This is a genomic window from Hahella ganghwensis DSM 17046, assembly GCF_000376785.1.
Taxonomy (GTDB): domain Bacteria; phylum Pseudomonadota; class Gammaproteobacteria; order Pseudomonadales; family Oleiphilaceae; genus Hahella; species Hahella ganghwensis.
The window spans coordinates 61,471-85,980 of sequence record NZ_AQXX01000127.1 but is presented as its reverse complement, the minus strand read 5'-3'; the positions used below and the strand labels follow the sequence as shown (position 1 = coordinate 85,980).

Below are 24,510 nucleotides of genomic sequence, written 5' to 3'. Positions count from 1 at the left end.
AAGGAGTGGCCTGTCAGAAACATAAAGAAGATGGCAACTGGAGCCGTACTTCTGTCCAGGCCCCCTGCTCACTTTCAACCTTCATGACACCATGATGATGACGCATGATGGTTTGGCAAATGCTCAATCCCAACCCCAGACTGTCAGGCGTTTCCTTCGTGGAGTAGAAAGGTTCAGTCAGTCGCTTGATATCATCTGGTGCGATTCCCTTACCATTGTCCCTGATTTTGATTTCCAGCCACTGCTCGGTTTGTTCTGCTGATATACCAATCACCGCTTCCTCTCTCTGATTCCCCGCCTTCAGAGCAGCAGCCCCGTTTAGCAGGACATTGACCAACACCTGAGTTAAGGCCGAGGGATAACAGCTGATAACCGTGGTGGTCTTTAAAGCAACATGGACCTTAATATTTCTGAGTTCATTTCGGCAGATTCGGATGGAAGTGTCGATCATGTCTCCCAGGTCCGCCCTTTCCATTTCATGGTCGGGCCTGGGCTGAGAAAACTCAATCAGGTCGGATACAATATCGGCAATACGGGATTGATGCATGATAGCGTCATCCAGGGCTTCACCGATTTCCTCGTCCTGATTCACCACCCGCGCGTACTGTAGCGCCTGAGTAGAGCAGTTCACCGGATTCATGATTTCGTGCAACAGGCCTTTCGCCATATGACTTAATGCCTGCTGCTTCTGTTGCTGAATCAGCTTGTCTTCGGTTTCATGAAGGCTTTGAAAGGTCTCCGTAAGGAGTTTATTTCGATCCCGCAGCAAAAACTGCAAAGCTAGAATATTGCGGAAAAACCAGCGATTAAACAGTGCCGACAAAGGGGCGATCAACAGACACATCAGAATAAACCAATTGCTCAGTACCGTCGCCAGCGCTGGCCCGACTTCCTCTGCTGGAACAGCCAGATGAGTCGCCACCACCAACAACACCAGATTGATCAGAATAATCAGCAACGTGTGAAATATTGATAATGTGATAAACCCCAGAGAGCTGAGAAAGAAGTGTAAGCCGAAGATCGGTACAATCCCCCCGGCAGCCTGGATAAATGCCAGATAACTGAACAGCGCCATATGGCCAAACACCAGATACACTAGGAGGGGAGACGAGAATCTCAGTCGGCTAAAACGGTGCACAACTGCCAGAGCAATCAATATGCCCGTGTATACGTACGTCAGAAAATGGATTCCCTCAGATTGATGACGGGCAATACTGAAGATATACAGAAAAGTGCCGATGATGGTCACCAGCAGAGAAAGATCGGCAAACAGTGGAAGCAAACGGAACTTAGTCTGGGTTCGGTAATATCGCTCAAATCGCTGCTGTTTCTCTTGTGAAAGCTGGCGGATCTGAAGCAGACCGTTGAATATTTTCATAAACTGAGCTGGTTCTGAAATCGCTTCATAAACAGTACGAGTTCCGGCAATCTTTCAAAACCCAGTTTCACAAATATCCGATCCTTGTATGAATGAACGGTTTTATAGGAAACCCCCAACTGTTCGGCGATGCTTTTGACTGAGATCCGCCTGGCCATTAGCTGCGCCACCTCCCTCTCTCTGTCAGACAACGACTGAAATATCTCCAGATTTCTGGATACCGCCCCTGAAGGCAGACGATAATGATCTGCGTCCACATATACCTGTCCATGCTTGATGTAATGTAGTGCCTTGATCATTTCCTGTACCGGCTGGTGTTTGGTAATCACAGATTTAATGCCGGACTCCAGATAGATAGCCAGCCGCTTAGTGGAGATGGCTGAATCCACCAGCAGCATAATGGATAAAGACGGATTCTGTGACAGCGCTATTTCGGAAATGGTCAGTCCATCATTGTCTTTAAGATCCTCTTCAATGATCAGCACGTTGGCACCACTGCCAGACAGCTTCGACAGGGTGTCCACACCGGAGGAAGACTCCCCCACCAGATCCACCTCTTCCTGAAGGATCAACTGGTACAGCAGGCACTCACGGAACAGCAGTTTGTCCACGGTCATAAACAGGCGGATAGCACTCTCACTGGCCATTGACTGATTCGCCTCCATACTGCAACGGGCAAGTCAGTGTCAGGGAGAAACATTGATGACCTCCTTGCAGGGTTATCTTACCCCCCAGGCGATAACAGATAGCATAGAGCACGAGTAAAGCGGATTGCTGAAGTATGAGGGGACGGGAAATGCGGGTTAGCGGTGCCATGAGGTGGGCAAACATCTTCAAAGGTCTGTCGCCGCAACTCAGAATCCAGCTCCCTTCAACGGTCTGGCAATACTCCAGAGCTTTTTGTGAAAGTCCCGAAGAAGACAAGAGTGTCTCCAGGGCACTCATCACTTCTTCAATGAGATCATTGGCCACTTCAGACTCAGAACGGACCGAGTCCGTTGATCCGGACTCAATAAAGATAGGCAAAGCCTCTGACAGTAGACCAGCGGCCAGCCTCCAGGTATCAGTATCGGCTTTCTCCAGCCGCCCCAGGCGTCGGCTGATTTCTTCCTGCATTTCGGTCCAGAGTTGTCGCTCTATATTCGTGTCGTGACTCGCTCTTACATGGGCAATATTCGGGGGCAGAACACTCACTGATTCCATGTCATCCAGAAATCTTTGGAGTACCCCTTCATTTCCCTCTCCAACCACGTCCTCAATAATACTTCCAAGCATTTCAGAAAAAACAGCCCTGCGTAAACAGCAGATACGTTCAAATTCCTGCTCAATGCTGTTTCGGTTTTGCCGGTGAATCTGGACCTGTGCCTGGTGCTCCTCCAGGGCAGCTTCCAGGCAAAGCAATACTTCCTTCGCATCCCAGGGCTTCTTCTGGTACCGGAATATCTTGCCTTCATTGACCGCATCCAGAGCCACATTCACTTCGCCATAAGCAGACGTCAGAACTCTGACAATGTGAGGACGGCTTCGGCGCAGTTCATTAAGTAGCTGATCCCCTTTCATACCAGGCATGCGCTGATCTGTCATAATCACCGCTACCGGGTGATCCCGAACCACCTCCAGCGCAGCCTCCGCATCAGCGGCACAAAGTATGGAAAACTGATCCTGCATACGCTCAAGCTGCTTGCGCAGGTATTTGGTCGCAGACTGTTCGTCATCCACGATTAATACAATTGGGAGACTTTCATCAGATCCCGACAGCGTTGATGAAACTGTAGAGTCGTGAAGATCCATCCCCGCGGTATACACCAGGGAACGAATCAGATCTTTGTCGTAGGGATGGGAAAAGCACTTATCAACGGCCTGACGGCCAACCAGTTCAATAACATCATCAAGCACCATGTTGTTACTCAACCACACCCTGAGGCAACTCGGGTAGCGTTGCCTCAATCCCTGCAAAAAGGCCGAATCAAAAGCCTGTCTCACGTCATGCAAACAAAAAAAAGCGGCAACAATATTACGGCCATATTCACCGAGCAACTCCATTGCACGTGAATCCGATGTGCTGTGCAGAATGTTAAAATCCTGACCGAACAGCTCAATAAACTCCCGGGGCTCGTTCGCATCGTCGTACCGGAGCAATACATTGAAACGCTGGTCTGCAGACATAGTGGCTTCCACCCGCCGGGAGATTTCAAAAGTGACAACTGAATACTATCAATGAACGTTCACATTTGTGTAGGAATATCCTACATGACTGTATTCACCTATTCGGGTTTGCGACTTGTCTCTCATATTGCAAGCACCATCAGCCTGCAATCACAAGCGGTTTAAGGGTACCTGTCATAACACTCTTTCAGCAGGGCAAGAAAAGTATAGAAAATATCCTCAATGGATTATTTACACCCAAAGTTCACAGTACTAGACTGAGGAATATCAGAGGTGGAATATGCCGTGCGACCGGCTGCCGTATCGTGTTGCCACACCCTCTCTCCTGGTCGCATTCCTGTCGTCTTCTTGGATAAGAAGTACCCGTTGTAGATGTTCAGACTGTAATACATTCACTGTTTTTTCAGGAACATCGCCGTTCTTATTTCTCAGATGTGCCGCTGCCGAACAGTGTAAAAACTTTATCATGCTTGTTGCATTGGTATTGCCAAGTCTGGGAACACTGCCGTCTCCTGTATTTGCCAGATGAAAAGTGCGAGCCGTCACGATGGGCGTTAGTAAATGATACCGACCCCCATGAAGGCGGCACCGGCACCATAGAAAGCTATACCAGCGTTTGCGAGAACGATACCGACGTTAGCAAGACGATGCCGAAGTTAGTAAGAGCAGTGTCGTCGCAAATAATAGGATAACTTCCTGATCGGGAGATAAGCTTTGGATCTGATCGCCCAGGCTGCCATTAATCATCTGCAGACCGTGCTTGCGGGATATCTGCCTGCGGTCAGTGCGGCTTCCATCACCCGTGATCTGCTGGTTATCCCCAAGAGGATCAAGCCATTGGGAATCGGTGGCTATGTGGGCATGCACGACGACCCCGAAGCAGAAATCTACGGACGTTTTCTTGAAGCTGAGGCGGAGATCAGAGTCTCCGAAAACAGCAGCAACCTTTCTACTATTAATAATGAAATCAGCGGATTAACCACGGCGATCTTGTCCACTGACCGGGAAACACTGCGCAGTGACGGGATTTACAAACTTGATCTTGATTATCTCAGCCCGCCGGATTCAGACAACAAAAACGCACGGGTCGCCACCTTCAATATCCAGTGTGAATATCAGCAGATACCGGTAGACCCGGGCGGTATGATTGATGACATCGTCATCAGAAACTTACTGAATCCCGCTAACGGTAGAGCCAGCTTTATCGCGAATATTGACGCCACGCAGTTATCCGATCTGGCAGATCCTCTTATTGATTTTCATCCGCTTACCGATACCGATATCAATGCTTCCTCCCCGAATGCCAACTGGAACGTTAATGGTGCTGAAGAACGGATAGAACAGCTCAATAACGTTCGAGGGGGAGGACTGACACTGGCACAGCCACGTAAAGCCGGCGCCCAACTTCTGATTCGTCCGGCAGGCCTTGAGACACCTGTTCAACACCTGGCACTGAGCATAAGACTCAGCACTGACAGCCAGGAGGGTATCGGCTGTGTTATGCGCTGGCAGGACAGCGAAAACTATTACTACTTCCTGATTTCTCAGGCCAACAACTATCAGGTGTTTGGAAAAAAAATCGCCGGAGTCTGGTCTTTTTTGGAATCAGGGGGCCAATCAGCCCATGACAATATCGACCTTTCTGAGCGGCAGCATCTTCAGGTAGTGGTGCTGGAAAACCAATTTAAGGCCTATCTGAATGAACAGCTGATTTGTGAAGGTGAAGACAATTCAATCGATAACGCAGGCGAAGCGGGTCTGCTCACACATGGCAACAATGCCGCGTATTTTCACGAGATTGATCTGGTGAAACTGTTTAACTGACGAGAAAACAAAACCAAGGAGGCTCCAATGGAAAATGCCTTTGCCGAACAGGTGATACCTGGCACCTTTATACGCGTTCAGGCTGAAAATCTCATAAGTGCAGGTGGCATATCCTGGGGAAATGTCGGCATTGTGGGGACCGCAGCCAACGCGGACGGAGGTGATAACGTACTGGGCACCACGCAGATTCTGTCGAGTCTCGATGACGCCCGGAATATATACGCCCCTTCTGATGCCATCAGTGCCGCAACCACCAACCTGATGCGCAGCCTGGAAATATTATTCCGCAACGGCGCCACGACAGTCTTCGCTCATGCCCTGGCAGCAGGTTCTTCGGCGGGGGATTTCACCACAGCGATCGAAAGCAGCTTGATCAAGGAAAACATCAATATTCTGATCGTGCCTGAACTCAGCACCGCAGACGCGCTGACAGTACTTGGCATTGTGAACACGGCGGAAACAGATGGGAAAGACATTATTGCCGTGTATGGCAGCGACAAGGAAACCTTCGCGGATATCTCCGGAGATGTCACTGCCAACAAGCGCTTTATCATGGTTACCCCTGGAATCCAGGCCTATGAAAGCGCCTCAGACTCGATGGTCACATTGCCCGGTAATTACACCGCAGCCGCCATGGCAGGGTTACTCAGCAGCCTTCCTCCCCATATCAGCGCCACCAATAAAGTCCTCTCCAATGTGACCGAGTTGGAACAGAAATTCAGCTATGGACAACTGAAAACGCTGCTTCAGGCCAATGTGTGCCCCTTGGAGGACAGGCAGGGTATTCGGGTCGTACGCGGGTTGACCACTGAGGGTGCGGCATTTTCACAGATCACCACTCGTCGCATTGTGGATTTTGCCAAGGCAGGTGTTCGCCAGGTGAGCAATCCGTTTATCGGACGACTGAACAATATACGGGTCCGCAAGGCACTGCAGGGAGCGATAGACGGATTCCTGACCACCATGGTGGTGGATGAAATGCTGACGGAGTATTCCCTGGAAGTGAAAGCAACCCGCCAGGACGAAATTGCCGGACGCTGTGTGGTGAATGTGGCGATGAAGCCCACCTTCAGCATCGATTTCATCCGGGTGACGCTGGCACTGTCCTGATATTCAGGAACACCGCTGTCATACCAGAGTTTTCGCTGCATGTCGCACCACAACCAATATCGTCTCTACGAGTCATGATACACACAGGAATGATGGCTGATTCGAGAAAGATCAGCCCGATAGAAATCGAAACAGGAGCTGAACACCATGGCAAATTCAGTTTATACCGGGGCTGATGGATCCATCACCCTTTCCACTCCGGAAGGTACAGAGGGAGGGGCAGCCCAGACCGTCATAGATGAACACGAGATGGTGTCTGTTGGACGGGCTACCGGTGTCACCATCGAAGTGCAGTCCGATGTAAAGGCATTCCATGAAATCGGACAACGCTATGCCTCAGAACTGCGGCCGGGAAATATCCACATTCAGGGCACCATTGAACGCGCCTATATCAACGGTGCTCTGGTCAAACTGATGTTGGGTGAAGCCGCCACCAGCCGTCCTGCCGCCAGTTGGGCACAGCCTGCATTCAACATCACGGTACTGGCTGATAACCCTGCTCTGCCGGGAACCCGCTCTTCCATCACATTGCATGAAGTCAAACTGGACCAGTGGAGCTATACCATGCCGGAAGACGATTTCATCATGGAAGGCGCCAGCTTCCAGGCCTTGTATATGACAGTCGAAGATGAGGCGGCCTGATATGAAAACCCTCAGTGCCAGCGATCTTCTGGCCGGTGGTGAACTCATCCATGAGATCGAGATTCCAGACCGCTTGCTGGCATCAGACGGTGAACAAAGCCCGGGCTCCATTCGTTTACGCCCGCTCACCGTGAAGGATTTGCAGTTGATCTCTCGGGCAGCCAAAGAAAATGACGGCCTGACCTCCGCGTTGATGATTCAGACCTCCCTGGTGGAGCCCCGTATGGAACTGACAGACGTCTATCGCCTGCCTATCGGTCTGATGAATTTTTTGCTGGACGAGGTTAACCGGATCAGCGGCATTGGGGCCAGCGAAGCCGAGTTACACAGTGCCGCGGAAGACCCCCTGGTTAAAGCCGCCTTTATTCTGGCAAGAGAGTTTGGCTGGACACCTGAACAGGTCAGCGACCTGACTCTGGGCCAGCTGATGCTCAATCTGCAACTGCTGAAGGAAAAAGCAGCGACCGGCTAGTGATCTTTTACTGGCTAGCTATTACAGGTGCTGGTTGTTACAAGAGCTAGCTGCTACCGGAAAAAGACTCCGGGTTTGTGGGTGCCGGACAACGTCACAGTATTTCCGGACAACATAACCACGATCCCGACAACATAACAATAAGGATGGATTCATGACCAACGTCTCTAAAGAGCAGGTCATCCAGCGACAGGTCAAAGCGATCAGTCAGATCAGACGCAAACTGATGTCGCCCTTACCTATGCACCTGCTGGGCATGGCAGATGCAAAAGCGATACAGGACATGTACAGCAAACTTGTCCTGCAACCTGAGTTTGTCGATTTTCATCCACTGGAATCCACACAATGGAATTCACTTCCTGCTGATAATTCCCATGGCCAGGGAGATGAACAGGACGATACAAAGGAAGACATCAGAAAGCGGGTTGTCAAAGCCGAGCTGAATAAAACTGCTGGGCACCGACCAACCCGCCCAGCACTGACGTTGCATAAAACAGATCACCATATAAATAAAAAGGCAGATAAAGAACCGCCATCAAGAGTTCACTCCCAGCTCAATGGCGAAAAATTAAAACCTGTTGATAAACTTAGGGCCAGCAAAGGAAACAAAGCAGACCATCAAGGACACCCGCTTAGAGGTAACCAGCCACCTGTTCACCAAGGCGCGAAGACTTCGGATCGTTTCAAACAAAATCAATCTTCCGGGGATCAAGCCCTGACAATTCCCACTGTTTCCAATCCTCCCACAGGGAACAGCACTCAGGGAACCTTTCAGGTTTTACGAGCGTTACTGACATCTATCGATACAGCCAACCGGACACTGGAAGCGCCTGTAAGCAACGCAGAGAAGGAGAAAGAAAAACAATGGAACAAGGCCTCTCGCGCAGTCGCAGGGCCTGAGACCCACAAGTTGAAAGCAGCAAATCAGAATAATCATTCCCTACATCAAAGGAGACATCAACAGGGCTACCCATTCGGAAAAACAACCGAATCCTCCTTTGCCAGCAACCAGCAGCCACCTGAATACGCAGAATCAGGTTCAGAACAACACTTTCGGTTCTCGGATTTACTGCAAGGATTGGTGGAAACACTCTGGCAACAACCGCTTGCGTCAGAATCAAACAGCTCCGGATCGTCGGCTGGTGACAATCTTCAGGCTATCTCTCGCCAGCAATCCGTCACTCAGCAAAACAACAACACCTCTTCTGCCGCTAGTAAAGTATCAGCAACAACGGGCCGCAGTTCTGGTATTCATATACCTGAGTTGGACATGGAAGCCTCTCCTGCAATGACACCATCGGACTCTCCCACTCCACTGAATCAGGCAGAGGATCTGGCTGAGCAGATCAATCGGGTACTAAGGGAACAGGCTTGGTTGAGGGGGGTTAATTTGCCATGAGCATCAAACCCATGCTGGGGGATTGGGAAATTCCCCGGGTCGTCAATCTTCAAACACTGGAGAAACGCTCATTAGCGGCACTGCGTATTCCCGGACTACCTTCGGGCAGTTACCAGAAGCTTCCCGCCATGCCGACCCGCGTTTTCATTGCCGGATCAGTATTTGGCACAGAACCCCAGACTGAGTTTCTGGAGACGGTCAGAGAGAAATATACGGCCGGAGAACCACTGACTTTTGTCGCGGACATCCTGACAGGAACGGATGTGCAATATGTTCTGATCGAGCAATTAAAAATCGATGTCGATGCCCAGCACCCAGACCAAACCAGTTATCAGATGGTATTGACGGAAAGCCCTCCACCACCTCCGCCCGGAGGGCTCTTGGATGGCATTGATACCGGTCTGCTGGATCAGGCGGGCAATTTCCTCGATTCAGTGACCGGCGCACTGGACGCACTTGATGCATTGGGCAGCATTCCGGATCTGGGAGACCCAACAGAACCGCTCACCGGCATGCTGGATGAAGTGGAAGACACCATGAGCCAACTCAGTGAGGCGACTTCTGTCATCACTGATTTGTTCGGTGTGAGTTGATTCGGGAGGATTGGAAAGATGCCGACGCTGACCGAACAGTTCGATACCGCTCTTGGCGATGTGAATATCACCGTCAGTATTGACGGGGAAGTCCAGAAACTGATCACGATTGCAGAAACTCTGGCGAAGTTGATTGACAATCCTCCTGACGAGTTCGGTGACTTCCTGACTCTGTTGTCTGAAGTAGAGTTGCCGGATTTCGGATTTTCTGGCGATCTGACCGGAGGTTTCAATCGTCTTCAGGAGCTGATTCCAGCCGATATTTCTGAACTGAATGCTGGCGTGATTGGCAGATTGGATGAGCTGGAGCTGACAGCCCTGTCCGGCGTAACCGATATTATCCAGCCCACAATTAATGTTATTAACGCCTTTATGGTGTTGTTCAAAGGCGACCTGAGCTGCGGACTGATTGAAGGCTTCAGCGGTGCACCTTCAGGTGATTCTGAATCAGAGGAAGAAGAACCTCCGGCAGAACCACCTGCACCACCCGCTCCCGGAGCACCAAACCCCGGTCCACAAAATCCCGTCGTGAGCCAGCAACAGGTTGATAATGCCAAAGCAGTGGTTGATCTGCTCCCTACACCGCTAACCATTGAGAATCTGATGCCCTGGCTGTCAGGCTTCTGGGGAAATCATCCGGTTCCGTATAACGTATTACGCGCCATTCCGTTTATTGATGATCTGCGTGGTCCCCTGGCTACCATGACCACCTGGCAAAGCATGACCGGCGCAGACATGATCAATGACTTTGCTGCCACGCTGACCCGAACCGTCACAGCGGTTGAAAGAAACAGCACCCAATATGTCAATCAAACCGCGCAAGAACTCAATGATCTGCTCACTCCCCTGGATACGAACCTGCTGGCAACAGCATTTGATGACCTGATTGCCGCTTTCAACACTATCCACGATGCTGTAGAAACGGGGGACATCAGTGGCATTGATCCCAATATCGCCAGCATTAACGCAGCCATCGCCAATCTGCAGGCACAGCATCTGACCTGGTCCGGCACTGTTAATATCCCACTGGGTAAGGCTCTATCCCGGCTTCGGGATTTCCCGGATATGCTCGAGGACCAGATCGTCGAATTGATCTCACTGCTGCAACCACGCCCTGCGCTTCGGGATATTTTTAATGGAGAGCCACCAGCAACACTGGATGACAGCAATGCAGACATGGCTGCAGTAGAAGCATTGTTTGAAGAAATTCAGGACTTTCTGGATCGGGTTCTGGACGCGATAGATCTTGCCGCCGTTTTTGAACCGATCGCCGCACCTTTTGAGCAAGCTGGCGATGTAGTTGATGAAATCAATCAGCAGTTGGTTAATCTGACTCTTGAAGTTCAGAACCGATTATCAAGTCTGAACGATGCCATTGATGAAATAGATCTGGGTGTTGTCCAGAGCGAGGCAGAACAGGCCATTGATGATTTCTCTTCTCAGCTTCAGTCTGAGCTCAGCTCCCAGTTTGATCCGGTCAAAACCGCCTTTGAATCTGTCATGAGCGAGCTCGTGTCAGCTGTGGACGGATTCGATCCCTCCAGTCTCCAGGGAGAGATTGAGAATGTCATCGACACAATTACCGGTGTCTTCGACTCTCCTCAGGTGCAACAGGCCCTGACACAGTTACAACAGCTGACCGACATCGGCGACAGCATTGAAAGCGTCAGCTTTACGCCGCTGACAGATACCGTGATCAAGGGAATTGATGAAGTAAAAGGGGCTTTGGATTCCATTGACGAGTCCACCCTGGATCCCCCTTTACCTCAAATGCTGGGCACCGCCATGTCCGTATTGCCGGATGACGTGCGCCCTCTGACCAACCCGCTGATCGAAAGGTTAGGTGATCTGGTCGAAGCGGGCCCGATTCATCTGATCAATCAGATTAAACACATTCCGCAGCAACTGTTTGATCAGATTCGCCAATACGATCCAGAATCGCTTCTCGGCGGTACGCTTTCAGAACCCTACCAGGAGCTACTGGACACTGCGAAAGACTTTTCTCCACAAAAGATTCTGGATGATCTTGAGCAGGAATTTGAAACACTGAAGGATCGTATTAAAGAGACTGCCAGCCCCGGACAGCTGCTACAGCCGCTGGTAAACCTGCACCAACAATTGATGGTGGAACTCGGGCAGTTGAATCCCGGAGACCTGATAGAGCCCCTGGACCAGAAAATCCAGACTGTCATGCAGGCGCTGGGTGATTCCATCGACCTGGACGCGGTTCTACAGCCATTATCCCAGGTCGTGGAATCGATTAATCAACAGACCGATCAGATCAAAAAGGGATTGGAGCTGGTCCAGCATGTACTGGATAAACTGGACGACCTGGCAGGCGCACCAGCACAGATCGATGCCTGGATCGACGGTATTTTCGACAAGATTCCTGACGGTATTGATACCAGCGCCCTCACCACACCATTGAATAATCTTGCCACCGCAATCGGCAACACTCAGGCCGTTAACCTACAGGCTCATATCAGTACCCAGTTCTCTCCACTCGAAACCCTGTTGAGCGAGTTAAACGCCAGCCAGCGGCTGACGAATCTCGTGCAATCCGTCACGGGCATCGTTCGCTCTGAAGTAGAGGCATTACCTGAGTCGTCACAGAAAACCGACCTGCTGGCTCTTTTGGATTCCTTTAACGTGACCGATCAGGAAATCAGTGGCGTAATGCAGCAACTGGCCTCCCTGACCACGGTCAAAGCCGAACTGGATGCCAGCCTTGCCCTCAGTTTTGAGGGCTGGGATGACCGTTACCACCGCCCCGGCGGAACCCTGGATTGCTTCAATCAACCCGGAGCCGATCTCACACAAATAAAAACCTGGCTACGGGAGGCGATAGATCGACAGATTGCCTGGCCTCTGAACGCGGTACTTGGCAAGGTCAGCGTGCTGAAAGGCATCCTGGGCCAGTTCTCCACGCTGCTATCCAATCTGATGACCGAAATCGATCAAAAGATTGCTGTTTTGTTGGCTGCCCCACAGGCGGTGCTTGATCTGGGCGAAAGTGTGCAGACGCTCATCGACAACGTGTCCGGCATCAATCTGGACTTCCTGCAGAACAGTATTAATGAGATTTTCGATACGGTGAGGGACAAATTCAATGCTCTTAGCCCTGCCCCCATTCAGCAGGCACTTGACGAAAACTTTGAGGAAATTATCGACAGTATCGGTTTCAACCTGATTGTTCCGCCGGAGAGTTTTGATGATCTGGCCGAAGCCTTTGACAACCTATTACTGGATCTGCAAAGCCTGGACCCGGATACCCTGCTGGTCGAACCGTTGCAGCAGGCATTTGAAGAGAATATTCAGCCATTTATTGACAGCCTGGATGTCACCCCATTACTGGAAGCGGTGATCGCCAGACTTGAGCCTCTGGAAGAAGAACTGCGCAGCGAAATGGATCGGGTTAACACAGCCTATCAGGCCATGCTGGCAGCCGCTCCGGATACCAGTATCAGCATTGACGTGAACATCGGATTTTAGAGGAAAGGCAATGACCATCGGCGCCCTGTTACTGCAACCGCAACCCATCGATCGCTTCAGGCAGTTCAATTACGATCAGGCCTTTGGCGACGATGCTGTGGCGCTGATGCAAAAAATTGCCATGAATCCGGAGTGGCTGGAGCCGCTGGTCAATCAGGTCAGTGATCATCTGGAAGATTTCATTGCGGATATGCAGGCGCATGTTGAGTCCAGAATGAGTGCTGCACAATCCGCCATGCAGGGCATGATCACACCGTTTCTCAACAGCCTTAATGATCTTATCGGCGATGACCTGGCGATTGAAACGGTGGGTGACGCATTGAAACTGGTGCTGGATCTCGCCGATAAAGCCACCGTGTTTATCGAATCCGTCAGCCTGGACAAACTTCGCTCCTGGGTCGAGGATTTGCTGAACATCCTGTTTGAGACCATAGGCTTCAATCAGACTTATCTGCAGGATCTGCTGTCCCGCTTCATTGATATCGTCATCAACGCGATGGAGACCATCCCTGCCGGTGCCAGCAATGCCTACATTGAACTGCAATGGCAAGTGGCCTCACTGGCAAAAAGATTAAAGCGTGACATTCTGAGCAGCCTACCGGAGCTCAACTTTAACGCCGAAACCATCGCGCGTCTTCTAATGAATAAGCTCCGGGAGATGGGGTTGGAAACCATTCAGGAGAAAGCCCAATGTCTCGCTGGTAAAGTCCGCGCTCTGGTCGATGCCGGAACCAGTATCTATGACCTGGCCAAAGCTGTGGAAGGTGGTGGCAGTGTCGGTGCTCTGCAAAAAATCTCCCCCATCAGGACCGGCCAAAAATACTGCTGGTATGCCTCCTGGCTCTATCAGAACCGCCGCCGCAAACTGGTGTGGCAGTATTTCGGCACTTACCTGCTACCGTTGGTGCCGAAAGATGAAGTCTGGATCAGCGAAGACGGCACCAAACTGATCTTGCGCCATGCCACTACGGCGGCAAACTCCGACGGCAACTCGGATCATGAGGATGAAATCCTTTACCAGAGCCCCAACGGCCAGCAAATTCACTGGTATGACGCGCCACAGTTCAAAAACACCAGTGGAGAGGACGAGCATTTCACCTTCACCGGCGCCCTGTCTGCCGATTTCATGGAAAACTGGACCATCTGCACCAATATGCTGGTGATCCTGTTCCGGTTGGGTGGACATGCCGTGCACGCTTTCGAACCTGGTAATCACGTCACTCACAGCATTCTCTGGGCCTGGCACACCTGTCGTTTATTTGCCGAGCCGATGACTACAACACCGTTTACTTCATTCATCCGCGATAAATGGAAACTGGGAACCGCCAACAAGAGCTGGATAGACCTGATGTTTTACTGGCTCCCAATATTCGGAGGCTCATTTGAAGGTTTCAACACTGGCTCCAACGGCGGTTTTCAGCATTGGATGACGTTAATCGGCGATGACGCCCACGACACTTTTCTGATTTACCTCTGGCCCACTCTGGCATTCGAGGGGTTTCTGTCCATTTTCACACTGATCAACCAGAAAGGGCCCGGTTACACCGACTTTAACGACACCGGAAAACCCAAGAACTACGAGTACAGTTACCCGTTGACCAATATCTGGCTGATTTTCTATTCCTGGCTGCAGAGCCGTGTCGCGTTACCGAGACAACATTATTCCCATCCCTTTGAGGAAACCCATATGGGGCCTTTCCTGAAGAACCAACTGGCTTACTCCTGGATGTTCGGCGCCCTTGCCGGTATTACCGGCGAGTTATTCGGGTGGGCGTTTTCAAGAACGGTCAGCCCCAGGCGATTGTTAATTCAACTGGGATGGGGCGCCTATAAAGGCTTCGGTACCTATATTGTCTGCAGTTACTTCTGGAATGAAGGTGACACTGATGGCGGTCGTTATAACCCGAACCGACGAACCGATTCCGACGGTGACCTGGAATATTTTGAGGATACTGAGTTTGAAGGCTATGGTGATCACACCACCTCCCCCTACAGATTGCCAATTGCAGATGGGCGTCCCATTTTCGTTGGGCAGGCCAATCAGGGCATGTTCAGTCACTTTATCGATGATGACGGCACCATACAGATCTATGCCGCAGATTTTGCCCACGCCTTCAAAGAAATGGTGGTCGCGATCAGGGATGGCACGGTGGTGGATTACTTTGACTGGATTGACGATGACATCGACCCGGAAACCGCCGATCAGAATAACGCCCGTGATGAGGCCCGCGCCTCAGGTGACCTGGTCAGCAACGGAACTGACAGCCAGACCGCCTATACAGACCCCGCTCCCGGCGGAACCAATCCGGGCGGGCCTGGCATTGGCAGCTGGAATTTCATCATTATTCAGCATAATGACCCCTTCGGTGAAGAATCTAACGATGAAAAGGGGCACGACCTGGATGAAGGAGGCGCAGCCGTCACCACCTACGCCTTTTACGGGCACGGAGCCAAAGGGGGGGTCAGAGCCGCTTTTGATGAACGGGGAATTGCGCCAGCCGATATTATCGGGCAACAGGTCAGGCGCGGTGAGAACATAATGTGGGCCGGTGATACCGGCGTCAGCTTCCACAACCACCTTCACTTACATGTCCGTCCGGGCCCTGCCCCAGCCAATCCGGCAACCGACCCGATGCCTCAAATCGTAAACTCCGGAGACATGACAGGCAGAAGAACACTTCCGATTGTTTTCCGCGATGCCAAAGCGCCATTCAAATCCAGTGGACGCCTTCACCATTTAACCTGGTATCGCTCGGGTAACACGCCGCCGGAGGATCCATAATGGTTTCTCTTCCGTTCACTGACCCGGTGGCTGCGCCCGCCGTCAGGACACCCAAGCTGAAGATCAGCCAGAAACAGAGCGCCAGCGACGGACTCGGAGGTTTGGCAGATGCAGCCGGCGCACTTCTCGGTGGCAACCCAGGCCCTGATCCCTGGTCAACACATCTCATTGGCCTGCGCATGTCATTAAGCCTGGGCGACCACGTCGGCAGTGTGATTCTGCATATTCTCGAGAGCGAGTCCGCCCCTGAAGCCAGTTTGGGTGATGAACTGGAATTAGCCTTGGGCTTTGACGACGAAACAGAAACGCCCATTTTTACCGGCAAAATACAACGTTTGGAAAACCATTTGGCTGGCTATAGACGTCTGACCATCACCAGCCCTTTTCTTGAGCTATCGCAAAAACGCATCAACGCCAGTTTCGAGGAGCAGTCAGCCAGCGATATTGTGCAATCCCTGTTGGGTGAAACCAATGTCGGTGCAGGTAGCATTGACAGTGGTGAGCAGTATTCATTTTACGTCGTCAGTGATCGTCTGAGCCTGCTTCAACATATACAGGCGATCTCAGCACAGCAGAACTGGATCTGCTACTGCGGCGCAAACGGCCAATTGAATGCCCATGCTCTGGATACAGGAGAAGAAGCGAAGGTCTTTGCCTACGGCAGTGACATTATTGAACTGGAACATTGGGTTCAAGAAGCCGCATTAACCGGTGTCAAAGTTGTTGGTGGCGGGGCTGCCACCAGTCAGGGGTCTGATGCCTGGAACTGGTTGACGAAAGACCCTAAAGCACTCGCTGAAGCCGGAGAATCTGGCCGGGTTGTCCCTATGCGGGTACTGAGAGATGCACCTAGTGCGCAGAATTTTAGTGCCGCTTTGATGAGCAAGGATGCACAGGCAACCAACCGGGTTCGCTTAACGTCTTCTGCGGCACCAGAGGTATTGCCCGGAACGTACTTTGAAATCACCGGCGCTCCTTTTTCAGCCGCCAACGCTATCTTTGTCGCCGAAAAAGTCGTGATGACATTTGATCGCAGTAAAGGATTCCTGTCTTTTATTGAAGGCTTTAGCCGGGATTCAGCAGGCACCAGTGCACTGGGATCTCTCGGGGGGCTACTGTGAGCGACTTATACGACAGTATCCGCCAGATCGTGCGGGAAGAACTCCGTCAGAGTCGCATTGCCGAGCTGGCAGTGGTGCAGGAGCAGCACCCCCATGCAGATGACGAGGACACCGATAACTACAGCTGCACTGTCGTCCTGCGTGACAACGGCATTGTCCTGAAAAAAGTGCCCGTCATGGTGATGCGCAAAGGGGCAGCCGCCATCCCTGATATCGGAGACCTGGTGCTGGTGCAGTTTCTCAATGGCGACATCAATGCCCCCATTATTGTCGGCAGCCTCTATAACGACGAAGACCGTCCACCGGCAAACAGCAGCGGTCAGGCGGTGTTGCAACTGCCGTTGGGGGGCGGAGGTATCGAACTCTTGGTAGATACAGAAAATAGTACCTCCGTGGAGCTGAAGGTTGGCAACGGTGTAACGCTCACGCTCATCGATGACGACCCGGTGGTCACTATCGATGTCGACAGTGGCAAAGCCAAGTTGGAGATATCTCGGGATGGCAGTGTGAGCCTTAACAGCGGTAATGGCGTGGAAATCAAGTCAGGGGCAGACATGACGATTGAAGCTGGCGGGCAACTGAACCTCAAAGGCTCCATGGTAAATATCAACTAGGTTTCAGTTGCAGGCTTGACAATACAGTCAGACTGAGCTGGCAGATTTAGACAAGATCTTGGCGAATAAAAACAGTCGATGGGAAAGGATATTGAGATGGGAAAACCAGCAGCAAAACAAGGCGACAAGGTTCTTGCCACGGACACACATATTGTCATGATCCCCAGTCCGGGAGGACCAGTACCAACCCCTCTGCCCCATCCTTTTAACGGTATGCTGGACGGCAACCTGAGTTCTGACGTCAATATTATGGGCATGCCTGCTGCCGTGGTGGGCAGCACCGCAACCAATATACCGGCCCACATTCCCCAGGGAGGACCGTTTCAGACACCACCAGCCAACAAAGGCTCCGTGGAACTGGGCAGTAATACCGTCTTTATTAACGGAAAAGCGGCCGCACGAATGGGCGATAAAGCCAAAACCTGCAACGATCCGGCAGATATGCTGGTAGGGACGGTAATGGCTTCAGGCACCGTCATGATTGGCGATTGAGGGGATGGAGTGAACAGGAATATGGCGACCGTGCAGGATCAACACTTACTCAGCGATCTGGACCTGGAACTACTGCATCAGGAGTTACGACCGGTTTATCAGGTAGGTGACAGCCATACGCGATTACCTGATCGCAAAGGCTGGCGTAAGGATTTTGATCTGATCAGTGGCCGCCGGAATCTGCAGCAGGCTGTCGTGATGCGGTTACTGACGCCTCGTGGAGAGCTTCGTCATCTGGGACACCCAGACTACGGTGCCCGGGTGCACGAACTCATTGGCAGCGGTAATACCGAAACCAACCGGAATCTTCTCAAGCTGTTTATTCTGGAAGCATTGAAACGTGAACCCCGAATTGAAAAGGTCACAGAACTGTCGATCATCCCTTCGCCGGGGACTCGCTCCACGGTCGATGTGACATTAACCGTACTACCCGTTGGGTTCAGCCAGGTAGTGGAAATCGGTCCTTTCAGAATTGAACTGGGGTAAGCCTGATGAACAGATTCCGAAATGACGCCACACCGAACAACAGATCACAACTAATGAGCAAAGGGTGGAACAGATTATGAGTTTCAGAAGGCGCACCTACCCTGAACTGATGGACAACATCCTTACCCGACTGATCGGGGGGATCGCTGCTGAAAGTTATCCATTTCCCCCAGCCAACAGCAGCGAGCCCCCTTATCAGCACCCACTGGAACGTCCACCAGTCAAAAAGATCACCTCCGTCTACGGCCTGCGAAACGGCAGTAACTATGCCTTCAAACAGGAAGTGGACTTCATGCTGGTGGACGAACAGGTGCTGGAATGGATCGATGGTGGTGCACTTCCGGATAAAGGCTCCACCTTCCAAGTCAATTATTTCAGCGGGGCAACATCGAGCCCGGTCACCGATATACATGTCGGCAGTGTTGCGCGCACGCTCATGGAAGCGGCAGCCCTGGAAATGGCCGGACTCTATGCACAAATGCAGGTGGTTTACGATGCAGGCTTTATCGACACGGCCACCGGAAAATCTCTCGACCATGTGGTGGCATTGCTGGGAGTGGAGCGCGCACTTGCCGGATATAATACCGTCACCCTTGAATTCAAACGCAGCCCGGGTAGCAAAGGTGAAATTTTTATCCCGGCCGGAACCCGCGTACTAAGCGAAGACGCCACCTTTGAATATGAGACGACTGCCGAGGTGAAGCTTGTCGACGGCCAGACGTCGGTGAAAGTGACCGGCCGGGATCTGCTGCCGGCGAATGATCCGATCATCGGCGGACAGCTCAGTTTACTTGCCAAACCGATCAGTGGCATTGAAGGAGTCAGCAATCCGGATGCCTCCACGCTTTCCGAGCAGGACGAAAGCGATGAATCCCTGCGTACCCGGGCACGCAACTTTCTGCATAACTCTGAAAAGGCCACGCTTGCGGCCATTAAAAATGTCATCACACGCCAGAAATTATTGGCTGATGTCGTGGAACACGCCCCTGGTGAAGTCGAAATCACATTCCACAGCGGTGACCTGACCCCGGAACGTAAAAAAGAAATTGAGAAAGCCATTGATGATGTTCGCCCGGCCGGCATTCTGATGTCTTATCAATACGCCAGTGCCCCGCAATCGGTGAATATTGAAATGCGCCTGACCACGGACAATAGTCTGTTGACCCAGGAGCTCAGGGCGATTCAGGATCAGGTAAGAACCAAAATCACGGACTACTTCAGCAAACTGGAAGTCAAAGCCGATGGCAGTATGAACAAGCTGATCGGCATGGTGCTCTCAGATGCACGCATACAGGACGTCCGCATTCTCAGTGTCACCGTTGATGGCTCAGACGTACTGAACCGGGAGAGCGGCATTATCAGCCTGGCCAACAATCCGACCGAATTGGGAGACCTGACGATTACCGATCCGAACCTGCCGACGGTGCTGCAGGTCAGTGTCAGCTTCCCGAAAAACTTTGACAGCGTTGACCAGACTCAGATTGAAACCGCCCTGACCGAGGATATTGCCTATCTGAATGAACTCAATGCGGTGGAAATCAATGCCGGCACACCGCCGGAAGAACTCGCCAGACGCGACCTGAATTTTGGCAGACTGGCGCTGGCCATTCCCCTGCCCAGCACATCGCGCTTGTCACTTCAGGACTTCGATAGTGTCATCGGAACACCGGAATCGCCGGACCTTCCGACCGAAGAGGATCTCGGTAATTACGAGGTTCAATGGTCATTTGTGACAGAAACGGGAATGACTTACCTGATTACAGACGAAGCCAGCACCCCCTATCAACTCTCGCCGTTTGAACGTTTGACTCTGGGCGGAGTGGAGATACATGTCACAGCCCCTGTGGAGGAGCCCGTTGATGGCTAGAAGCGAAAAGCTGCGACAGCATTTACCTTCTTTATACCGGCCAGAGCCTGGAACGGATTCTCTGCTGAATCACCTGCTGGATGCGTTTGGATTCAGTATGGACCAGGCCCAGGAGCTGATGACCCAGATCATGCAGTCACACTGGTTTGCCTATGCGGATAAAGCCAGCTTCGATGAACATGCCCAGCGTGATCGTGAACGCCGGGGACTACCGCCCTATAATGTTCGAGATGTCGATGACCAGCTGGAAATCGCTCTATATCCCTATATCGAAGACCTCGCCCGCCACGGCAAACTGGTTTCTATTCCACCATGGAAAGAACCGCCGAATCAGAAAGACCTGGTCGAAAACTATCGCCGACGCCTCCGGAAGATCATTCGAATCTATAAAAATGGCCTGGGCACAATGGATGCACTCCGCGCCATGGTAGAAGCCGAGTTGCCCTGGACACTGGAGAATCCTCTACCGGAACGGATTCGATCATTTGCCATCGAAGAAGGTCAGAGCATTGACACCATTACTCTACCGGTAGAGATGAACGGCATTCCCACAGAAACCGTCGGAGCGCTGATGCGTTGGCATGTGTCACGCGGCGATGCACTGCCAACACGACCGACACTTCTGATTCACGGTGTGGCCCCCGTTCCCAATCAGGTTGAGGCGACAGAGTCTCCCATGATTGAGCGTTATGCCCCTTCGGACACCGGGCTTATCGGTATCGGCATTGCGTACAATAACAGTTTGCCCGCCGGGCAGAGTCTGCGCTTAACCCCATGTCGCCGAAGCTGGATTTGCACCGTGGACGGACTGCATCAGTCACCGTATGTCAGCGCACAAATCAAATCCAAAGACCCATCCGCCAATGGCCCATGGGAGCTGTCTACCGACACGCCGGTCATTGCCTTTGACAGCCTGATCCGTACCCTTTGCGGCAGTCTCTGGATGGCTGGCGCACAACAATTGTGGCGTTACGATGGTTCAGCATTCAGCCGGATCATGGAGACGGAATCTTTTACCGATATCCATTGTCTTTTTGAGTTCAACAAGCGTCTTTACATCGGTTGTGAAGATGGACTGTTTACGACTGATCTGTATCCAAATGATGGCACTTATACGCGCAATGCTATCGCGGAACTGGTTAACACTCCCGTCTATCAGATCACCCAGTCCGGAGAGGAATTCTGGCTTGCCACGGAAATCGGCCCCTGCCGGATGATGATTGCTTCGGATCAAACAATCTCCGTTGAAACCGCGCTGGTCGAGGTCCCCACCTACAGTCTGCTGTTCAGAGAGCAGGAACACTACTTCGGATGCGAACTGGGCCTGCTGAGGTTTGATGTGGCTTCCAACCGTTGGCACGCCTACCGGGGAGAAACTGAAGATGATCCCCAGATGCAATGGCAACAGATCGATATCACTGACCTTCCGGATGCCGAAACTCTCGGGTTGCCTCCGATACGCAGCATGGCTATCACCACAGATCAGTCACTCTGGCTGGGTTCAGACGAAGGCCTGGCACGCTACTACGCCCGGCATGAAAGGGACTTGCTTTACCGCGCTTTACTGGAGGGTTACACCGATATTATTTCCGGCGTTGTGCATCAGTTGATCACCGACGACAGGGGAATGCTCTGGATAGCTTCAGACCAGGGCCTGTTCAGGTTCGACGGTCGCGACATATCCCGGTTTATCATGGCAGAAGGCCACTGGCTGCAAATGGGACGCGCAGATTCCATCTACCCCAACGATCTTGCCCCGGAACCACGAGGGCAATGGCGCTACAACCGTGTGGATGAGCAATGGGAGGAGTTCGATTTCAGCGCAGGTCGCTGGAACAACAGCGCACTGGCATTACGCTCATCCGTGGAAAACCCGGTGAGCCAGATCTTAATCACCGAGAGTGTCATGGGTGAATTGGGAAGCTGGGACGGAAACGCATTCAGTGTTCAGTCCGAGGTACCTCCCGAGCAACTGATCATGCGCTGTAAACCTGATCCGCAGACCATCGTCAATGGTGGTCCGCCTTTTATCCCTGCCTTGCCTTCCGGAGCGTCTATCTGGCGGTATCTGCAACTGGAAGCAGAGCCTGTCACCCCACCGGACGATCTGCCATGGTGGTCCCGAGAGGGCAGATTGTTCCCGCCTCCGGATATCAATGACATCTACCCGGGCCGCTATCGAACTGACAACCTCTCGGTGGATGGCCGCTTTGACGAAAGTGTCTTTGCCTACCTGCCGTCTGCCATGATTACCATGGTTTACAGCGATCCATTGGCAATGGCGATTCTGATCCGACTATTCAAACGCACTTCGGAAGATGCCATTGACCCGGCGATATTAACGCGGGTTATACGAGGCATTAACCATGTCAGACCAGCGGGCGTTCCCGTGAGCCTTGCGGTGGAAGGCAAGCTGATCACCGACAGCAGCGGGGCTCCACTATGAAACTGTGTCGAATTCACTTCCCCATGACAAACCACCCAAATAGAGTGGCAGGCCAATTCCCTGATGAAACGATTGGAGTTGCCGGCCAACTCACTGCAACCAGAGGAGCAACGCGATGACCCTACAGCAAGCGATTAACCAGGTGAATGCACTGGCTCCCAAATCCGCCGGGCAACTCATCAAGCACACAGACTGGAATGCACTGATTACATCAATCGCCACCATCGGCACGGCTGTCAGCGATAACCAGACCCGATTGGATCTGGTGGAAGCTGATGCACAGGCTCTCAGAAATGACCTCACTGCCGCGATTGCACGACTGGATACTGTTGAAGAGGATCTGGACGAGCTGCGTGGCCAGATCGCACCACTCCTCGACCAGTATCTGGTACGCACCAGTTGTGAACGTATCCGATATGCCATGGGGGAAGTCTGCGTGATTACCGCCGAGGTCACGACGCTGACTGGCGAGCCCATTGAGGAACGTCCCTGGGTGGATTTCGTCAGCAGTTGGGGTCGACTGAGACAGGTACCAGGGTTCACCAGCCGGGCGGGGGTTGGGGACAATAGCGTGTCAGTCAGGGTCAACAACGAAGGAATTGCCCAGGTTCAACTTCGTGCGGACCACACCGAAGGATTCACAGACACAGAAGAACAGGAAGTCCAGGGTAGTCTGCAAACGCTGGTGGAGGTGAGCAATACCACCATCGCGCAGACACTGCTGGCCGCCAACAGCCCGACAGAGTTCACTGCCCAGGCAGCATTCAAGGCCCTCTCCAAGGAGTATGAACGGGCCGACACCAATGCCATGCGCAGTTACGTGGACACGTATTTTGTCCGGATGCCGGAATACCAGATTCGCCCGATTCGCCCCAACCCTTTCCCCAGTTGGCGGGACTATCGGGCAACCGTGATGGCCATGGCCAAGCCTGACGGCGACCCAACCACCGCGGACTATAGTCGGGGCGCCAGCTCGATCCAGATTACTTTCCGCGACTGGATCAACTATTGGATCAATGACTATGTCCTGGATATCAATCCCGGCGTTATCGATGTCATACCGGATCTGGAACCCATATTCACCAAGCCAATCGGCGAAGCCACTCTGGATTTTGAAGGCTTGATGGCTGAAAAGCTGATAGACAAAGGCGTCATCGGGCGCATGAAGACATTCGATACGATCAGAGAAGCCATCGGTCAGTTGGGAGGGGTCACGGATCCTGTTATGACCCAGTTCAAAGACCAGGTAACCAACGCGGTTGCCGTCCAAGGTGCCAATGATATTAATCAATGGGTGTATTCGGTTAATACGACCGCCGCGCAAGGCATTCCCACAGCAACCGCTTTCCTTTCCATGCAGAAACAGTCTGCCGGGCTGGGTGATGAAATTCATAATCTCACCGGCAAGGTACAGGAAACAGAAAACGTCACCCAGTCTATCGCTGTTCTTGAAGGGCGTATGCAGGCAGCGGAAAACGTCGGGGTCAATATTGACCAACGACTGAACCTGATCAACGACAGTGTGAAAGCCATCAATGTGTTTGACGACAGCAGCATTCAATTTGGCGTCAACAAAATCACGGCAGATATTGAATTGATCCGGAATCAATTGGGCAGCTGAGCACC

The 24,510-nt window shown here is 52.1% G+C and carries 18 protein-coding genes; 15 read left to right on the top strand and 3 right to left on the bottom strand.

Annotation, left to right across the window (positions count from 1 at the left end):
- Positions 1 to 13: 13 nt before the first annotated feature.
- From F566_RS0119385 to F566_RS0119375, 3 genes are read right to left on the bottom strand one after another with little or no spacing between them, the layout of a single operon-like run.
- On the bottom strand, positions 14 to 1,378 hold the full coding sequence (locus F566_RS0119385) for a sensor histidine kinase (protein ID WP_020408687.1): 1,365 nt from the start codon (positions 1,376 to 1,378) through the stop codon (positions 14 to 16).
- Positions 1,375 to 2,025 (bottom strand): response regulator transcription factor, encoded by a 651-nt coding sequence (locus F566_RS0119380; RefSeq protein WP_020408686.1) that lies wholly within the window; start codon positions 2,023 to 2,025, stop codon positions 1,375 to 1,377. Before F566_RS0119380 ends, F566_RS0119385 begins: the two co-directional genes overlap by 4 nt.
- Entirely contained in the window at positions 2,015 to 3,544 is a 1,530-nt protein-coding gene (locus F566_RS0119375; protein ID WP_020408685.1) for a response regulator, read from the bottom strand. Before F566_RS0119375 ends, F566_RS0119380 begins: the two co-directional genes overlap by 11 nt.
- Before the next feature lie 714 nt (positions 3,545 to 4,258).
- Here F566_RS0119375 and F566_RS0119370 point away from each other — a divergent pair.
- The 15 genes from F566_RS0119370 (at position 4,259) to F566_RS0119300 (ending at position 24,505) form a co-directional block, all read left to right on the top strand.
- Positions 4,259 to 5,368, top strand: coding sequence for a hypothetical protein (locus F566_RS0119370; RefSeq protein ID WP_020408684.1), 1,110 nt, complete (start codon positions 4,259 to 4,261; stop codon positions 5,366 to 5,368).
- 27 nt (positions 5,369 to 5,395) lie between these two features.
- Positions 5,396 to 6,478, top strand: a complete 1,083-nt coding sequence (locus tag F566_RS0119365; protein WP_020408683.1) for a phage tail sheath C-terminal domain-containing protein — start codon at positions 5,396 to 5,398, stop codon at positions 6,476 to 6,478.
- A 147-nt stretch (positions 6,479 to 6,625) separates the two neighbouring features.
- Positions 6,626 to 7,120, top strand: a complete 495-nt coding sequence (locus F566_RS0119360; RefSeq protein ID WP_020408682.1) for a hypothetical protein — start codon at positions 6,626 to 6,628, stop codon at positions 7,118 to 7,120.
- A 1-nt stretch (position 7,121) separates the two neighbouring features.
- The gene (locus F566_RS0119355; RefSeq protein ID WP_020408681.1) at positions 7,122 to 7,592 is read left to right on the top strand and encodes a hypothetical protein; all 471 of its coding nucleotides are present in this window, start codon (positions 7,122 to 7,124) and stop codon (positions 7,590 to 7,592) included.
- A gap of 154 nt (positions 7,593 to 7,746) precedes the next feature.
- Positions 7,747 to 8,991, top strand: a complete 1,245-nt coding sequence (locus F566_RS0119350; protein ID WP_020408680.1) for a hypothetical protein — start codon at positions 7,747 to 7,749, stop codon at positions 8,989 to 8,991.
- Positions 8,988 to 9,584, top strand: coding sequence for a hypothetical protein (locus F566_RS0119345; protein ID WP_020408679.1), 597 nt, complete (start codon positions 8,988 to 8,990; stop codon positions 9,582 to 9,584). Before F566_RS0119350 ends, F566_RS0119345 begins: the two co-directional genes overlap by 4 nt.
- Before the next feature lie 18 nt (positions 9,585 to 9,602).
- Positions 9,603 to 13,076: a hypothetical protein gene (locus F566_RS0119340; protein WP_020408678.1), complete on the top strand. Its 3,474-nt coding sequence runs from the start codon at positions 9,603 to 9,605 to the stop codon at positions 13,074 to 13,076.
- A gap of 10 nt (positions 13,077 to 13,086) precedes the next feature.
- A complete protein-coding gene (locus F566_RS0119335) occupies positions 13,087 to 15,858 on the top strand; it encodes a M23 family metallopeptidase (protein ID WP_020408677.1) in 2,772 nt (923 codons plus the stop codon).
- Entirely contained in the window at positions 15,858 to 16,979 is a 1,122-nt protein-coding gene (locus F566_RS0119330; protein WP_020408676.1) for a hypothetical protein, read from the top strand. Before F566_RS0119335 ends, F566_RS0119330 begins: the two co-directional genes overlap by 1 nt.
- Entirely contained in the window at positions 16,976 to 17,593 is a 618-nt protein-coding gene (locus F566_RS0119325) for a phage baseplate assembly protein V (RefSeq protein ID WP_020408675.1), read from the top strand. Before F566_RS0119330 ends, F566_RS0119325 begins: the two co-directional genes overlap by 4 nt.
- A 96-nt stretch (positions 17,594 to 17,689) precedes the next feature.
- Entirely contained in the window at positions 17,690 to 18,085 is a 396-nt protein-coding gene (locus F566_RS0119320; RefSeq protein WP_020408674.1) for a PAAR domain-containing protein, read from the top strand.
- Between the two features lie 21 nt (positions 18,086 to 18,106).
- On the top strand, positions 18,107 to 18,571 hold the full coding sequence (locus tag F566_RS0119315) for a GPW/gp25 family protein (protein ID WP_020408673.1): 465 nt from the start codon (positions 18,107 to 18,109) through the stop codon (positions 18,569 to 18,571).
- A gap of 76 nt (positions 18,572 to 18,647) precedes the next feature.
- The gene (locus F566_RS33480; RefSeq protein WP_020408672.1) at positions 18,648 to 20,438 is read left to right on the top strand and encodes a baseplate J/gp47 family protein; all 1,791 of its coding nucleotides are present in this window, start codon (positions 18,648 to 18,650) and stop codon (positions 20,436 to 20,438) included.
- A complete protein-coding gene (locus F566_RS35660) occupies positions 20,431 to 22,884 on the top strand; it encodes a ligand-binding sensor domain-containing protein (protein ID WP_020408671.1) in 2,454 nt (817 codons plus the stop codon). The genes F566_RS33480 and F566_RS35660 overlap by 8 nt, the downstream gene beginning before the upstream one ends.
- Before the next feature lie 115 nt (positions 22,885 to 22,999).
- Positions 23,000 to 24,505: a hypothetical protein gene (locus F566_RS0119300; protein WP_020408670.1), complete on the top strand. Its 1,506-nt coding sequence runs from the start codon at positions 23,000 to 23,002 to the stop codon at positions 24,503 to 24,505.
- Positions 24,506 to 24,510: the final 5 nt, after the last annotated feature.

Coding starts and splice junctions, on each gene's coding strand:
- F566_RS0119385 (WP_020408687.1), bottom strand. CDS start 1,378: ATGAAAATATTCAACGGTCTGCTTCAGATCCGCCAGCTTTCACAAGAG.
- F566_RS0119380 (WP_020408686.1), bottom strand. CDS start 2,025: ATGGCCAGTGAGAGTGCTATCCGCCTGTTTATGACCGTGGACAAACTG.
- F566_RS0119375 (WP_020408685.1), bottom strand. CDS start 3,544: ATGTCTGCAGACCAGCGTTTCAATGTATTGCTCCGGTACGACGATGCG.
- F566_RS0119365 (WP_020408683.1), top strand. CDS start 5,396: ATGGAAAATGCCTTTGCCGAACAGGTGATACCTGGCACCTTTATACGC.
- F566_RS0119360 (WP_020408682.1), top strand. CDS start 6,626: ATGGCAAATTCAGTTTATACCGGGGCTGATGGATCCATCACCCTTTCC.
- F566_RS0119355 (WP_020408681.1), top strand. CDS start 7,122: ATGAAAACCCTCAGTGCCAGCGATCTTCTGGCCGGTGGTGAACTCATC.
- F566_RS0119350 (WP_020408680.1), top strand. CDS start 7,747: ATGACCAACGTCTCTAAAGAGCAGGTCATCCAGCGACAGGTCAAAGCG.
- F566_RS0119345 (WP_020408679.1), top strand. CDS start 8,988: ATGAGCATCAAACCCATGCTGGGGGATTGGGAAATTCCCCGGGTCGTC.
- F566_RS0119340 (WP_020408678.1), top strand. CDS start 9,603: ATGCCGACGCTGACCGAACAGTTCGATACCGCTCTTGGCGATGTGAAT.
- F566_RS0119335 (WP_020408677.1), top strand. CDS start 13,087: ATGACCATCGGCGCCCTGTTACTGCAACCGCAACCCATCGATCGCTTC.
- F566_RS0119330 (WP_020408676.1), top strand. CDS start 15,858: ATGGTTTCTCTTCCGTTCACTGACCCGGTGGCTGCGCCCGCCGTCAGG.
- F566_RS0119320 (WP_020408674.1), top strand. CDS start 17,690: ATGGGAAAACCAGCAGCAAAACAAGGCGACAAGGTTCTTGCCACGGAC.
- F566_RS0119315 (WP_020408673.1), top strand. CDS start 18,107: ATGGCGACCGTGCAGGATCAACACTTACTCAGCGATCTGGACCTGGAA.
- F566_RS33480 (WP_020408672.1), top strand. CDS start 18,648: ATGAGTTTCAGAAGGCGCACCTACCCTGAACTGATGGACAACATCCTT.
- F566_RS35660 (WP_020408671.1), top strand. CDS start 20,431: ATGGCTAGAAGCGAAAAGCTGCGACAGCATTTACCTTCTTTATACCGG.
- F566_RS0119300 (WP_020408670.1), top strand. CDS start 23,000: ATGACCCTACAGCAAGCGATTAACCAGGTGAATGCACTGGCTCCCAAA.